The organism is Marinobacter sp. UBA3604, from assembly GCF_002375325.1.
Classification (GTDB): domain Bacteria; phylum Pseudomonadota; class Gammaproteobacteria; order Pseudomonadales; family Oleiphilaceae; genus Marinobacter; species Marinobacter salarius.
Genome location: NZ_DFMB01000038.1, coordinates 42,912 through 58,115 on the forward strand (window position 1 = coordinate 42,912; position 15,204 = coordinate 58,115).

The window sequence follows — 15,204 nt, forward strand, 5'->3', positions numbered from 1 at the left end:
TAGTAATCGGGCGTGGCCTGTCATTGCGCTTTATTGGCTGTAGAACAGGGCCGCCCCAAGCAGTTCACGGGTGTAATCGTGCTTTGGTGTATTGAATATCCCGGCGGCATCGCCGTATTCCACGACCCGACCACTCTTCAGTACCAGCAATTTGTGGCTCAGTGCCCGGACCACGGCCAGATCGTGGCTGATAAACACATAGCTTAGACCATATTTGTCCTGGAGATCCCGCAGCAGGTTAATCACCTGTTTTTGCACCGTCCTGTCCAGGGCAGAGGTGGGCTCGTCCAGAATGATGAGTTCCGGCTGCAGCACCAGCGCCCGGGCGATGGCAATGCGTTGGCGCTGACCGCCGGAGAATTCATGGGGGTAGCGGTGACGGGCCTGTGGGTCGAGCCCGACGTCGGTGAGCGCCTGTATGACCCTTCGGTCCTGCTCTTCGGGTGTTGCCGGTACGTGTATTTCCAGGCCTTCACGCACGATCTCGGCGACTGACATCCGCGGGCTGAGGCTACCGAATGGGTCTTGGAACACAATCTGAATACGGCTGCGCCATGGCCGGAACTGCTTCTGGTCGAGCGGACCGAGTTCTTCGCCGCTGAGCCGAATACTGCCGCGACTGGAAGTGAGCTTCAGCAGTGCGTGGCCGATCGTGGTCTTGCCACTTCCGCTTTCACCAACGATACCCAGGGTTTCGCCTTCGTTGAGCGAGAAACTGACGTCATCGACCGCCTGAAACCACGACTGAGGCCGACCAAACAGGCTTTTGCGGGTGACGAAGCGCACATCTAGGTTGTTCACGTCCAGCAGCGACTTGTTGTCGACCATAGCGCCCGACGGCGAGGCCGGTGGTTCCGCGTCCAGCAAGCGACGGGTATAGGCATGCTGTGGGTCTTCAAACAGCTGCGCTGTCGGCGCTTCCTCGATCAGTTGTCCCTGCTCCATCACCACGACATGGTCTGCATAGCGCCGCACGATGGACAAGTCGTGGGTGATCAGCAAGATCGCCATGCCCAGCTTTTGTTGCAGGTCTTTCAACAATTCCAGTACCTGCTTCTGGACAGTGACGTCGAGTGCCGTTGTCGGCTCGTCCGCGATCAGCAGGTCCGGCTCGTTGGCGAGGGCCATGGCAATCATTACGCGCTGCTTCTGGCCGCCGGAGAGCTGATGAGGGTAGCTCGTCAGGCGCTCTTCAGGCGAGGGGATGCCGACCAGATCCAATAGTTCCACGCAACGGGCGCGAGCCTGTGGGCCACGCATCCCCTTGTGCAGTGCCAGGGTTTCACTGATCTGCTTTTCCACCGTGTGCAGTGGATTGAGCGAGGTCATTGGCTCCTGGAAAATCATGCTGACGTGACGGCCTCGGATCTGTCGAAGACGTTTCTGGCTGGCCTTCAGCATATCCTCTCCCTGGAACAGGATGGCACCCGAGGGATAACTGGCGTGGCGTTCGTCGAGCAGTCGGAGGATGGACAGGGCGGATACCGATTTCCCGGAGCCGCTTTCTCCCACCAGGGCGACGGTTTCACCATTGTCGATACTCAGCGACAATCGATCCACGGCCTGAATGGTGTCGTCAAAACGTATGGACAGATCCCGGATTTCCAGCAGTTGTGACATATCAGTTCTTTCTCGGATCGAAGGCATCACGGACGGCTTCACCGACAAACACCAGCAGCGTCAACATGATGGACAGGGACACAAACGCCGATATACCCAGCCACGGGGCATGGAGGTTGGATTTACCCTGGGCGATCAGCTCACCCAGTGAGGGTGACCCGGACGGTAGGCCAAATCCCAGGAAGTCCAGTGACGTCAGGCCAGTTATGGCACCGGTCAGGATGAACGGTAGAAAGGTGAGGGTGGCCACCATCGCGTTGGGCAGGATATGGCGGAACATGATCTTGCGGTTGCCCAGACCCAGGGCTCTCGCGGCCTTCACGTATTCGAAATTGCGGGCGCGCAGGAATTCCGCGCGAACCACATCCACCAGCCCCATCCAACTGAACAACAGCATGATGCCCAGCAGCCACCAGAAATTAGGTTGCACGATGCTGGACAGAATAATCAGCAGGTAGAGCACCGGAAGCCCTGACCAGACTTCGATAAACCGCTGCCCCAGCAGATCAACCTTACCACCGTAGTAGCCCTGGATAGCACCCACAACCACGCCCACGATGCAGCTGAGAATGGTCAGCACAAGCCCGAACAGGACGGAAATGCGGAACCCGTAAATCACCCGCGCAGCCACATCCCGGCCCTGGTCATCGGTGCCGATCCAGTTTTCAGCGCTGGGTGGGGCCGGAGATGGTACCTCAAGGTTATAGTTCGTGGTGTTGTAGCTAAAACGAATGGGAGGCCAGATCATCCAGCCATTTGCCTCGATTTCATCGGCGATAAACGAATCGCGGTAATCGGCTTCGGTGGGCAGAAACCCGCCGAACGTCTCCTCGGGTACACTTTCCACGATCGGAAAGTAAACATCCCCTTTGTAGTAGGCGACCAGTGGCACGTCATTCGCAATCACCTCGGCGATAAGCGAGAGCCCAAAGAGGGCCAGGAAGATCCACAGGGACCAGAAGCCACGACGGTTATTGCGGAAGTTGCGCAGTCGCCGTTGCTGGATGGGAGAGAGCGTCACCATACCTACGATCCCTCCCGGCTTTCGAAATCGATGCGGGGATCCACCAGAACGTAAGTGATATCGCTGATCAGCTTCAGTACCAATCCCATCAGCGTGAAGATATAGAGGGTGCCGAATATCACCGGATAATCCCGGTTCAACGCAGCCTCAAAGCCCAGTAATCCCAGGCCATCCAGGGAGAAGATCACTTCAATCAGCAATGAGCCTGTGAAGAATAGCGACACAAGCACGCCGGGAAGGCTGGCAATGACGATCAGCATGGCGTTGCGGAACACATGCCCGTAAAGCACCTGTTTCTCTTCCAGACCCTTGGCCCTGGCGGTCACCACATACTGCTTGCTGATCTCATCGAGGAAAGAGTTCTTGGTCAGCAGGGTGAGGGTGGCAAAGCCACCGATGACATTGGCCGTTACAGGCAATGCGAGGTGCCAGAAGTAATCTCCGATTTTCTGGTACCAGGTCAGTTCATCGAAATTGGACGACGTCAGCCCCCGCAGCGGAAACCAGTCCAGATAACTGCCCCCTGCGAACAGGACGATCAACAGTATCGCAAACAGGAAGCCTGGTATGGCGTAACCCACCACGATGGCAGAACTGCTCCAGACGTCGAATCGCGATCCGTCGGTGACCGCCTTGCGGATGCCGAGGGGGATCGAGATCAGGTAGATGATCAGGGTGGACCACAACCCCAGGGAGATGGACACCGGCATCTTGTCCAGAATCAGTTCGATCACCGAGCGGTCCCTAAAAAAGGACTCGCCAAAATCAAAGGTGGCGTAATCCCCGAGCATCTTCAGGAATCGCTCGTGGGCCGGCTTGTCGAAGCCGTACATAACCTCTATTTCTTTGAGCAGCTCTTCCGGCAGGCCACGGGAGCCGCGGCTGTCGCCACTTGAGGAGGTAACCTCGCCGCCGGCACCACCGCCGCTGGCCCGGGAAAGGGCGCTACCACCGTGCCCCTCGGTTTCCGCAATCAACTGCTCAACGGGACCGCCAGGGGCGGCCTGAACAATGACGAAATTGAGCAGCATGATCCCGAGGAGGGTGGGGATTATCAGCGCAAGGCGCCTGAGGATATAACTGCCCATTCAGCGGAACTCCGTCAAAGTTGTATCAGAGATCTGCGTCATTGGTCAGTGCTTTTTACCCACCAGTTGTTGATGTCCACACCGTTTTTGGGAACCGTCTCCGGCCGTTGAAGGAACGACCAGTAGGCGATCCGATCCTTGGCCAGGTACCAGTTTGGAATCACGTAGTGTCCATGCAGCAGCACACGGTCCAGCGCCCGCGTACGATGAACAAGCTCCTCCCGGGTAGGCGCCTGGATGACCAGGTTGACCAATTCATCCACCACCGGGCTATCCACCCCCATATAGTTGCGCGAGCCCTTCACATCGACATTGGAGGAATGCCAGTACTCCCGCTGCTCATTGCCAGGAGAGTCGGACTGGCCGATGCCCTGGACGGTCATGTCGTAGTCGAACTCACGAAGGCGCTGGATGTACTGGTTGGTATCCACCAGGCGTACGGACACATCAATGCCGAGTCTTTCGAGGTTGTTCTTGAAGGGCAGCACCACCCTTTCAAAGGTTTTCTGAAAGATCAGGATCTCGAAGGCCAGGGGATTACCGGTTTCCCGGTTCACCATGGTGCCATCCCTGACCTCATAGCCGGCCTCCCGTAACAACGTCAGGGCGGTACGGAAGTTATCGCGAAGCCCACCTTTACCCGCCGTCGAAGGGGGTTGATACTCTTCATTGAATACATCGTCGGGCAATTGATCGCGGTAAGGCTCAAGGATCTCCAGTTCGCGGCCTTCGGGCAGTCCTGATGACGCCAGCTCGCTGTTCTCGAAGTAGCTTGAGGTACGGGTGTATTGCCCGAAGAAAAGATTTTTGTTGGCCCATTCAAAGTCAAACGCGTAAGCCAGCGCTTCCCGTACACGAGGGTCGCTGAATACCTGGCGGCGGGTGTTCATCGCGAACGCCTGCATGCCGGCAGGGCGGCCATGCTCGACGGCTTCAGTTTTAACCTTGCCGGAGTCAAACTGGTTACCGGTGTAGGCGGTGGCCCAGTTCTTAGCCGAGGACTCTACCCGAAAATCGAAATTACCGGCACGGAAGGACTCCAGGGCGACGGTGTCATCTTTGTAGTAGTCATAGTGAATTTCATCGAAGTTATACCGCCCCTTTCGCACTCCGATGTTCCTGGCCCAGTAATCCTCAACCCGTTTGAAGGTGATGGAGCGGCCCGCCTCGAAGTCGCTAATGCGATACGGACCGCTACCAACGGGCGGTGTCAGACCGTTGTCGCCAAATTCACGATCTTTCCAGTAATGACTTGGAAGAACGGGCAGTTGGCCAAGAATCAGTGGTAGTTCACGGTTGTTGGTGTCACCAAACTCGAAGCGGATAGTCCGCTCATCTTCGATGATTACCTCGGACACGTCTGCATAATAGTTGCGATAGAAAGGATGGCCTTTGGTGGTCAGAACATCGAACGAAAACTTCACGTCCTTCGCGGTAATGGGTTCACCATCCTGGAACCGGGCTTCATCACGCAGATGAAAGGTCACGTAACTGCGGTCTTCCGGGGTTTCAATAGACTCGGCAATCAGGCCATACGCGGAAAAGGGTTCGTCCGCCGACGGTTCCATCAGCGTATCGTATAGGTATGTGTTAATGCCCGCCGCGGCTACACCGCGAATAACGAAAGGGTTAAAGGTGTCGAATCCATTGGCCACCACGGCCATTCGAAGGACGCCGCCCTTGGGCGCCCTGGGGGTAACGTAGTCAAAGTGCGGGAAGCCTTCGTCGTATTGGGGCTCGCCGTGCATGGCGATGCCGTGACGTGCGTCCGGCTCGGCTGAAGCTGATTGCCATGGGAGGAGAACCATGGCGGTAACGGTCAAAACACTGATGAGGGATGAGGCTTTCCGTGTTCTTGTCATAGATCTCGCACGTTTCGGTTCAGACTCAGGGGCTGTTTCTTATGTCGACATAGAGTACCAGACTTTGCCCGGGCTGAAGATAACGTGAGGTGTTGAGGTCGTTCCAGCTTGCGATGTCTCTCACATTAACCGCAAACCGGCTGGCGATGGTCGACAGGGAATCCCCTTTGCGGACCTGATAGCCCACCTTGCGTACCATGCCTTTGCCACGATTGGTGCTGGCCAGCATGGCGGGTTGTTTCGACTTGGACCAGATGACCAGTTTCTTGCCGGGCATCAGAGGATCACCAGGTGCCATGCCATTCCAAGACGCCAGCTGGCGGACGGACACCCGATGCTCGCGGGCAATATCCCAGAAGGTGTCCCCGGAGCGAACCTTGTAGTCAACCCGGGTGCCGTTGGCGTTCTTGCCGCTCCGTTCCTGCTTTCTGGCGAGTCGTTCACTGGCGCTCAGGGAATAGGTGCCCGCCTGTTCGGCAGCAGAGGGAATCATCAGCCGTTGGCCGATGCGAATGATGTGACTGTCGAGGTTGTTGACCTGCTGTATCACCGAGGGTGTGGTGGAGTAGCGTTTGGCAATGGTGCTCAGGGTGTCGCCGGATTCCACCTTGTAGTTCCGCCAGGAAACGCGCTTCGCCGGATCCATGCCCTTGAGGGCCGTCGCGAAGGTTTCAGCATGGTCGCGGGGAACTAGCAGACGGTGGGGGCCATCCGGTGATGTCGCCCAGCGATTGTACGAGGGGTTGAGCAGGTAAATCTCGTCGATATCGACACCGGCGAGTTCCGCTGCCTGGGCCAGATCAAGCTGCGAACCGGTGTCCACGATTTCAAAGTAGGGCTCGTCGTCCAGCGGGGGCAGTTCAATACCGTAAGCCTGCGGGTCATCGAAGATCTTCGCCAGGGCGATCAGTTTGGGGACGTAATGGCGGGTCTCGCGGGGTAGGTCCAGAGACCAGTAATCCGTTGGTTGATTGCGCTTGCGATTGCGGCGCATGGCGCTGGAAACCGTGCCCCCACCACTGTTATAAGCTGCAAGTGCCAGCATGTAGTCGCCGTCAAATCGCGTTGCCAGTCGGTCAAGGTACGTCAGCGCCGCGTCGGTGGCAGCAATGATGTCGCGGCGATCGTCATGCCACCAGCTTTGGGTCAGGCCAAAATACTTACCCGTGGAAGGAATGAATTGCCACAGGCCGGCAGCACGGCCGTGGGAGTACGCAAACGGATCGAAGGCACTCTCCACCACGGGCAGTAGGGCCAGTTCCGTGGGCAGCCCACGTTTCTCGGCTTCGGAAACAATATAGTGCAGGTAGCGGCTGCCACGATCGACGACTCGATCAATGTAGCGCGGGTGCTTTTTGTACCAGTTCAGTTGCGCCTGGACCCTGGGTTCGCTGGCATCGTGATCCAGCGCGAAGCCTGCCCGCAGGCGGTGCCACAGGTCCGGTGTGGCGTCATTCTCTTCCGCGATCTTCTGGTCAGGATCGTCCAGCTTTTCCCTGGCGTCTTCCGCGGTTTTCTTGAGCGTTGGGTCGATGGCGTCGTCGAGCTTCGTCCGGGACGCGCGGCCGGTTGATTCGTCACCAGGCGAGGACTCAATCGCTTCTTTAAGCTCATCGTCACCGGCGGCCACGGTCAGTTTTTCTGAGGCCAGTACGTCACTTGATGGAGACTCTGAGAAAGGATCAAGAGCGCTGCAGCCACTGGCAAGTGCGCCAAGGAGAAACAGGGTGGAAAATCGCGAGACCGTCATATGACTACTTCCGGTGGCTGGTCGACGCCGGGGTGAACTGTATGAAAACCCGGCATATTTAATGAGTTATGACACAAAAGTTTCACGGATTCTATTGGAAGGCTTTTCGGGGGGTCAACAAGACTCGCGTTACGTCATTGATAGAAATTGTTACCCGCCTCTGAGCGTATCCTTTAGAACGTGTCCTTTAGAATGTGTCTTTGCCGTGCCTTGTGGCTGCGAACACGTCGTTGTCTGATTCGACGGCCAGGCCCGCTTTCTGAGCGTATTGGTGCGCAGCTTCGATGACCGCCTTGTCGTCCCAGCGCAGGAAAGGGTTAAGTTGCTTTTCCTCACCAAGGATGGATGGAACGGTGGGCATGCCATCGTCGCGACGTTTCTGGCAGCGGGCTTCGAAATCCCTGAGCGGCCCGTCATCAGGTAGCCAATGACGGGCGAACTTAAGGTTGGCTAGTGTGTATTCGTGGGCGCAATACACGGCTGTGTCGTCTGGCAGGCCCCTAAGGCTTTCCAGCGAGCGTTTCATTTGCTCTGGAGACCCTTCAAACAGGCGTCCACAACCGCACACAAACAGGGTATCGCCACAAAACAGGACCGGACGGTCGTTGACATGAACGTCGGTATAATAGGCAATGTGGTCGAGAGTGTGCCCGGGAACACCAAGGACACTGAATGTGAGCTGTTGCCAGACCACGTCATCCCCGGGGTGAACTTCACTGGTGGCGCCCTTGAAGGGAGAATTCGCCGGGCCGATGATTCTGCAGTCGGATACTGTTCTGGCGAGTTTGCTCACGCCGCCAACATGGTCAGGGTGGTGGTGGGTCACCAGGATGGTGTCCAGTTCCAGTCCGTTGTCTGCCAGGAACTCGATGACCGGCTCCGCCTGCCCGGGGTCCACGATCAATGCCTTACGGTCCTCACTGTTGGACAGGCACCAGATGTAGTTGTCATTGAAGGCTGGAATAGCGTTAATGGTCAGCATAGGCTCCACATGTGCGATACGAGTGTGACTGTTATCATAGAGTATTAATCCCGGTGCCCCAACACCGGAGAAACGAACCAGGGGAACGCAGCAATGAGCCCAACAGGTGACGTTGACTATCCCGCCCGACATGACAGCTTCGAGAGCTGGTTCCAGACGCCCCTGGGCCGTTCACTGCTGGCTGACCAGCGCGCCTGCGTTGAGCGCCATGTTCGCGCCCTCTCCGGTGCGAGACAGTTGCAGGTTGCCGTCAGTCATCGCCTGCCACTGGCCAGTGGGACGGATTTTGCCCAACGTGTTCTGACGACGCCGAACTGGCAGTCTTCCATTCCCGACGGTGTGGCGGTCTGCGATGCCGATGAGTTGCCCTTTCCCGGTGACTCCATGGACCTGGTGATTCTCCACCACACGGCGGATTTTTCGCCGCATCCCCACCAGGCTTTGCGAGAGGCCTCCAGGGTGCTTAGGGGGGAGGGCATGATGGTGCTGATCGGGTTTAACCCGTTTAGCCTTTGGGGCGTGAGGAAACTGGTTTCCAGGCACCATGAAGGCCCCTGGGGTGGTCGTTTTCTGATGAAGGGACGCATGGAGGACTGGCTCCGGCTACTGGACTTTTCCGTGGAGTCCTCGGGCTCCTCGTTTTTCCAGGTTCCGCTTCAGCGGGCGGCACTCGCAGAGCGCAGGGGCCTGATGGAAAGGGTGTGCGGCAACCGTTTCCTGCCGGTGGGGGCTTATTACTGTATCCTTGCCAAAAAACGCGTTTACTCCAGGTTACAACGGAGACCAGCCTGGCAGGGGCAGAAAGTCATTGCCTTGCCAGGACGGGGCGCAGTGGGAGCTTCCCGTGACTACCCGGCGCGCCCCGAAAACGGTCGGTGCGCCATACTGAAACACAAGCATGTCGAGGAGTATTGATGGCCGGTAAGGTTGTTCTCTATACCGATGGCGCCTGCAAGGGCAACCCTGGGCCAGGAGGCTGGGGCGTTGTTCTGAGGTACGGCGATGCCAACAAGATGTTGCACGGTGGTGAAGCGAATACCACCAATAATCGCATGGAGTTGATGGCTGCGATACAGGGTTTGAAAGCGCTCAGGCGCGCCTGCGACGTGGAGCTTTATACCGATTCCCAATATGTCCGTAAGGGCATCACCGAATGGATGACGGGCTGGAAGCGAAACGGTTGGAAAACATCCGCAAAGAAGCCGGTCAAGAATGAAGATCTCTGGCGGGAGCTGGACAATGAGGTGGCCCGCCACAAGGTCAATTGGCATTGGGTGAAAGGGCACTCGGGCAATCCTGACAACGAGCTGGCAGACGAGCTGGCCAATCGCGGTGTGGAAGAACTGGCGAACGCCGGATAACAACGGCGTAACCAATGGGGTAACCATAGGAAAACCATGAGACAGATTGTACTGGATACGGAAACCACCGGTATCGACCCGACGGAAGGTCACCGGATTATCGAAATTGGCTGCGTTGAGTTGATGGAGCGTCAGATTACCGGTCGGCACTATCACGTCTACATTAACCCGGAGCGGGAAGTGGAGGCGGAAGCCATAACGGTTCATGGCATCACCAACGAGTTCCTGGCGGACAAGCCAAAATTCGCCGAAATAGCCGACGAGTTCTTTGAGTTCATAAAAGGGGCCGAGCTGGTTATTCACAACGCGGCGTTCGATATTGGATTCATGGATTCCGAATTCGCCCGTCTGAAGCCTGTTCGCAGGACGACTGAACATTGCGGCGTGGTGGACTCCCTTGCCATTGCCCGCAAGAAGCATCCCGGCCAAAAAAATAATCTGGACGCCTTATGCAAGCGTTACGGGATCGACAACAGTAATCGCGAGCTGCACGGCGCTTTGCTGGATGCGGAAATCCTTGCTGACGTCTATCTTTTGCTGACTGGCGGGCAGACAGCACTCTCCCTGGATGCTGGCGGTGACGAAGCTGGCGGTGAGGGCGGTATCCGTCGCCTGGCGGATAATCGCAATCCGTTGCCGGTACCCAGGGCCAGTGACGATGAGCGCTCCGCCCACGACGAATTCATGGCATTGCTGGCAAAGCAGGCCGGTACAACTGTATGGGATAAGCTTACAGCTGAAGAATAAGCCGAGCTAAGCAGAATATTCTTTTGGCAGTGCGAACTGTGTGTCGCGCTGTACGTTTTGTTACATTCCTGCTTTCTTGAGCTACTTGAGTTTTGTGTTATAAGTAATGATAAGTTCGCGAGTTTTCGCGAACTTTTTATTTTAGCCGGGAAGGGTAAATCTGGCTCATAAAGTGATTCTTCAAACAACCGAAAAGATCACATTCCAAGAACAGGACGCGGTAGTTTCCGCATAATTTACAGGAAGCGTTTATGGTTCAATCGTCTCTGGCGACGAAATCACAGTCATTTGATCTGGTCAAAAGTGAGATTGAGCAGACCATCAGACAGGCAGAGTCCAGCCTTGAACGCTTTCAGGAAAACCGTGAAAGCGGTGAGGATCTGCAGAACTGTGTGGATTTTCTGAATCAGCTCCGCGGTATTTTCATTCTTGTCGAACTGCGTGCCGGCACTCTGTTGTGCCAGGAAGCCGTCAGTATGGCCAATGATGTTCCCGTTGGCGCCAACGATGACAAGAATATCCTCCTGACGACTCTCAACAGCGCATTGTTCATTTTGCGCCGTTATGTTGAATACTATCATCAGCAACGTGCGGACCATCCGGAGCTGCTGCTGCCGGTTATCAATGATCTGCGCGAAGCCCGCAAGGAAAAACCCTACCCGGAATCCTGTTTCTTCGATGTTGATGTCAAGGAACGGCCGGACTTCTGCTCGGGGCTTTCTCTTAAGGCGTTTGACGGTAACGAAGCGGAATACGAGATACTGGCCCGCCGTATGCGTTTGACGTTCCAGGTCGCGCTGTTGGGTGTGCTTCGTGAAAAGAACGATGTGGTGAGTAAAAAGTTGTTTGGTCGGGCGGCGCGTGGATTTGCTCGGCTTTGCCAGGGGCAACCCATGGGGCAGATGTGGTGTCTGGTTGCCATTGTGGCGGATACCATGCTTGATCGGGTCATGGGGTTCAGCAAAGCCCGCAAGCGCATGTTCATGCGTATCGAGAAATATTCCCGTGAAGTCGTATACGTCGGCAAGGTGGCCACGGCCAAGGATGCGCCGGATTCTCTCATTCGTGATCTGGTGTACCTGCTCTATAGAAGTGGATCGGCAAATCCCGAGGTAACCTCCGTGTTGTCAGCTTATCGACTGACGCCCGCGGAATTCCCGGACTCCATGCTTGATGCCCATGCCCGTCGTCTTTATGGCCCGGGCACCGATGTTCTCAAATCGTTGTCGACGGCGTTGCAGGACGAACTGAATCAGCTCAAGGACAAGCTGGACATTGTTGAGCGCGGCATCGAGCCGGACCTGGCGGAGTTGTCCTCCATTGCAGATGCGCTTGAGCGCCTTGCCAATACACTGGTGATGCTGGATCTCAACCAGCTGGGAACCATGGCCCGGGGTGAGGCCGTGAAGTTGCGGACCTGGGAGGAAGAGAGTCGCCTGCCAGCGGACGATGAGCTCTACAAGCTGGCCGATTCCGTATTGGGTATCGAGGACGCCGTGATGCAAATCGTGGTTCGTGGCATCACCTCGGAAACCGACGCTCTTGCTGGTGGGCAGCGTACCCGTGAAGAATCTCTTTACCTTCAGGAAGCCACCTACGTGGTGGCCGACGAAGCGAAAAGTGCGCTGACCCTCGCAAAACGTGCCATAACGGCGTTCATCGAGTCCGACTACGACAAGCTCCACCTCGCCAACCTGCCTGCTACGTTGCACAGTATCTGGGGTGGTCTGCACATGCTGGACGATCCCGGCGCGGCTTCGGTGTTGGAGCGCGTGGCGGCGTCCATTCAGGAACGATTGCTGGATGCCAGGGAAGCGCCTCAGGCTCAGGAGTTGGAAGCACTGGCGGACGCACTAACGTCCCTTGAGTACTATATAGAGAGTGTAGGCAGGCGCGAAGATCGAAATGCTGACCTGTTGAAGCTGGCGGAATCCTCATTGGAGGACGTGGGGCTTTAGTCCTGTTGCGTTATTCAATGGCCATAAAAAAACCTGCCGTTTGGGCAGGTTTTTTTATGGCGTTCAAAGAGCGATCAGCCTATCGATCAGCCCATGTTGAACAGCTCGCCCAGCTTGGTTGCCAGCATCATGTCGCCTTCAGCGCGCAGCTGACCGGCCATAAAGGCTTGCATGCCATCGGTTTCGCCGGAAACGATGCCCTGCAGGGTTTCGGAGTTCATGATCAGGGTGACGGAAGGATCGTCATGGGCGCCTTCAGCCATCTTGCAGGTGCCATCCTTGATAACCAGGTGATAGGTCTTGTCGTCCTCGATGTCGAACTGGAATACCAGATCCAGGCCTTCAGCTGCGTCCGCGTTAAAATTTTGTTCGAGTTTCTCGAATATCTGAGCTACAGACATTATTTTACCCTTATTGATGGTTGTCGTGGCGTATTGACGGCTTCTGGTTCCTGGCCTTTCGCCTGCATGGAAGCCCGGGTGAGCCGACGTAGCCATTCGACTTTAGGGTTAGACATTACTGGTGTCAAGCTCGATCGAACGCTTGTTTTAATTTGTTATTGGTTCTATGGCTTGTACCTCAGGGCACCTCGGTTACAATCGAGCGCTCAAGAATAATCCTGGAGAAGCAACTTGGAATTTCTGACAGAGTTCGGTTTGTTTATTGCGAAAACGGTCACCCTCGTGGTGGCGCTTCTGGTCATTGTTTCAGTGGTTTTATCCGCTGCCCACAAAGACAAGGACGATCAGGGGAGTGACGGAGAGCTGCGGGTCCGCAAACTCAACGAGAAATACCGTAAGCTGAGGGAGTCACTTCAGGCCAAACTGCGCAGCGATTCGGAACGCAAGGCTTTCGAAAAAGCCCGTAAAAAGGAAGACAAGGCCAAGCAGAAAGCCGAGAAGGCCAAGCGCAAATCCGGCGATGCTGAGGAAAAACCCCGTCCCAAGGTATACGTGTTGGACTTCGACGGCGATATCAAGGCCAGCGATACGGACTCTTTGCGCCGCTCAATCACAGCAGTGCTCAGCGTTGCGGAGCCTGAAACCGATGAAGTGGTGATACGCCTTGAAAGTGGTGGTGGCCTGGTTCACTCATACGGGCTTGCGGCTGCCCAGTTGGACCGTATTCGAGCCAAAGGTATCCGGCTTACGGCCTGCGTCGATAAGGTTGCTGCCAGTGGTGGTTACATGATGGCGTGCGTGGCTGACAGGATTGTCGCGTCGCCGTTTGCGATTCTGGGGTCCATTGGTGTTGTAGCCCAATTGCCCAACTTCCATCGTTTGCTCAAGAAGAACGACGTCGACTTCGAGATTCTGACGGCCGGTGAACACAAGCGCACCATGACCGTTTTCGGCGAAAACACCGATAAAGGAAGAACCAAATTCCTTGAAGACCTTGAGGATACCCACGTGTTGTTCAAGGAATACGTGGGTGAACGCCGCCCGGAACTGGATATTGCCGCCGTTGCAAATGGCGATATCTGGTTTGGCAGCCGCGCCCTGGAGGTCAAGCTGGTGGACGAGATCAAGACCTCCGACGAATATCTCATTGAAGCCTGTGACAAGGCCGACGTAATCTCTGTAGGTTTTCAGCGCAAACGCACGTTGCCGGAAAAGCTTGGCCTGGCCACCAGTGCAGCACTTGAGCACACCGTATGGCGGGTACTGGGCGCGTTCCGCAACCAGAAAATTCAGTAAAGCTACAGTAACGGGAACAGAGTCATGACAAACAACACTGAGTTCAAGGCATGGCGCGTTCAGGAGCAGGGCGGAGAGTTCGCGGGTTCTGAGCAAACGCTGCACGTATCCGATCTGCCCGAAAACGATGTCCTTATTAAAGTCAGTCATTCGTCCCTGAACTACAAGGATGCCTTGTCCGCCTCCGGCAACAAGGGCGTTACACGTAACTTCCCCCACACTCCAGGTATCGATGCTGCCGGGGAAGTGGTGGAAGCCTCCTCTGGCTCCTTTTCAGCCGGCGACCAGGTACTGGTAACCGGCTACGACCTGGGCATGAACACCGACGGCGGCTTCGGCGAATACATCCGGGTACCGGCCGAGTGGTGTGTGGCAATGCCCAAGGGCTGGAGCGCCCGCACCGCCATGATATACGGCACGGCCGGCCTTACGGCGGGTCTGTGTGTACAAAAACTATTGACCATGGGTGCCAGGCCCGAGCAGGGCAAAGTCGCTGTCAGTGGTGCCAGTGGCGCTGTCGGCAGCGTAACGGTTGAGCTGCTTGCAAGCCTCGGCTTCGAAGTCGTGGCTATCAGTGGCAAACAAGGCCATGCCGATGCACTCAAAAACCTTGGTGCCACGGAAGTGCTGGGACGCGAAGCTCTGGCAGCCGAAAAGAAGCCAATGCTGAAGCCCGCCTATGCCAACGCCGTGGATACCGTTGGCGGTGGCCCACTGGCGGAATTGCTGAAGCAGATCCACCCAGGCGGCTCCGTTTCCTGCTGCGGTCTGGTCGCCGGGCCACAACTGGAAACCACCGTTCTGCCGTTTATCCTGCGGGGCAACAACCTGCTGGGCGTGGATTCGGTTGAAATTCCGCTGTCGGACAAACAGTCAGTCTGGGACAAATTTGCCGGTGACTGGGCGTGCAAAAAGACAGAAGCTTCGGCGCGGGACATCGGGCGTGGAGAGCTGGATGGCGCTTTGAAGGCGTTCCTGAAGGGGGAGTCATCCGGGAAGATTGTTCTCGACCATTCCAAGTAAGGAACGACGAGACCTCTCAGAGGCGGGCTTCTAAAAAAGTCCGCCAGAACGAAGAGGGAGCTGATTATCAAAACTGTGCGGAGCCATGGATG

Annotated in this window: 13 protein-coding genes; 6 read left to right on the plus strand and 7 right to left on the minus strand. The window is 56.4% G+C overall.

The features are described from left to right. Positions 1-30: 30 nt before the first annotated feature. The 6 genes from B2590_RS11290 to gloB all read right to left on the minus strand — a co-directional run bounded on the left by B2590_RS11290 (position 31) and on the right by gloB (position 8,326). Positions 31-1,620 (minus strand): ABC transporter ATP-binding protein, encoded by a 1,590-nt coding sequence (locus tag B2590_RS11290; RefSeq protein WP_199447555.1) that lies wholly within the window; start codon positions 1,618-1,620, stop codon positions 31-33. 1 nt (position 1,621) lies between these two features. Then, positions 1,622-2,641 carry an ABC transporter permease gene (locus B2590_RS11295; protein WP_227517939.1) on the minus strand — a complete coding sequence of 340 codons (1,020 nt, stop codon included), beginning with the start codon at positions 2,639-2,641 and terminating at the stop codon, positions 1,622-1,624. Positions 2,642-2,646: 5 nt separating this feature from the next. Further along, entirely contained in the window at positions 2,647-3,732 is a 1,086-nt protein-coding gene (locus B2590_RS11300; RefSeq protein WP_041333313.1) for a microcin C ABC transporter permease YejB, read from the minus strand. A gap of 38 nt (positions 3,733-3,770) precedes the next feature. Continuing rightward, complete coding sequence (locus B2590_RS11305; protein ID WP_286811180.1) at positions 3,771-5,594, minus strand: extracellular solute-binding protein; 1,824 nt, start codon at positions 5,592-5,594, stop codon at positions 3,771-3,773. A 25-nt stretch (positions 5,595-5,619) separates the two neighbouring features. Then, positions 5,620-7,344, minus strand: a complete 1,725-nt coding sequence (locus B2590_RS11310; RefSeq protein ID WP_286811181.1) for a lytic transglycosylase — start codon at positions 7,342-7,344, stop codon at positions 5,620-5,622. A gap of 187 nt (positions 7,345-7,531) precedes the next feature. Continuing rightward, positions 7,532-8,326: a hydroxyacylglutathione hydrolase gene (gloB, locus tag B2590_RS11315; protein WP_286811182.1), complete on the minus strand. Its 795-nt coding sequence runs from the start codon at positions 8,324-8,326 to the stop codon at positions 7,532-7,534. 93 nt (positions 8,327-8,419) lie between these two features. Between gloB and B2590_RS11320 the strand changes: the two genes are divergently transcribed. The 4 genes from B2590_RS11320 to B2590_RS11335 all read left to right on the plus strand — a co-directional run bounded on the left by B2590_RS11320 (position 8,420) and on the right by B2590_RS11335 (position 12,392). Further along, positions 8,420-9,241, plus strand: a complete 822-nt coding sequence (locus tag B2590_RS11320; protein WP_085680564.1) for a class I SAM-dependent methyltransferase — start codon at positions 8,420-8,422, stop codon at positions 9,239-9,241. Further along, positions 9,241-9,687: a ribonuclease HI gene (gene rnhA / locus B2590_RS11325; RefSeq protein ID WP_091643897.1), complete on the plus strand. Its 447-nt coding sequence runs from the start codon at positions 9,241-9,243 to the stop codon at positions 9,685-9,687. The genes B2590_RS11320 and rnhA overlap by 1 nt, the downstream gene beginning before the upstream one ends. Before the next feature lie 36 nt (positions 9,688-9,723). Continuing rightward, a complete protein-coding gene (gene dnaQ, locus B2590_RS11330; RefSeq protein WP_036207494.1) occupies positions 9,724-10,434 on the plus strand; it encodes a DNA polymerase III subunit epsilon in 711 nt (236 codons plus the stop codon). Positions 10,435-10,685: 251 nt separating this feature from the next. After that, on the plus strand, positions 10,686-12,392 hold the full coding sequence (locus tag B2590_RS11335; protein ID WP_286811183.1) for a chemotaxis protein: 1,707 nt from the start codon (positions 10,686-10,688) through the stop codon (positions 12,390-12,392). A gap of 86 nt (positions 12,393-12,478) precedes the next feature. Here B2590_RS11335 and B2590_RS11340 read toward each other — a convergent pair whose 3' ends face one another. After that, positions 12,479-12,793 carry an SCP2 sterol-binding domain-containing protein gene (locus tag B2590_RS11340; RefSeq protein ID WP_007154761.1) on the minus strand — a complete coding sequence of 105 codons (315 nt, stop codon included), beginning with the start codon at positions 12,791-12,793 and terminating at the stop codon, positions 12,479-12,481. Between the two features lie 231 nt (positions 12,794-13,024). Here B2590_RS11340 and sohB point away from each other — a divergent pair, with 231 nt between their 5' ends. Next, positions 13,025-14,089: a protease SohB gene (gene sohB, locus B2590_RS11345; protein WP_286811184.1), complete on the plus strand. Its 1,065-nt coding sequence runs from the start codon at positions 13,025-13,027 to the stop codon at positions 14,087-14,089. Positions 14,090-14,113: 24 nt separating this feature from the next. Next, entirely contained in the window at positions 14,114-15,112 is a 999-nt protein-coding gene (locus B2590_RS11350; protein WP_286811185.1) for a YhdH/YhfP family quinone oxidoreductase, read from the plus strand. Positions 15,113-15,204 lie beyond the last annotated feature (92 nt).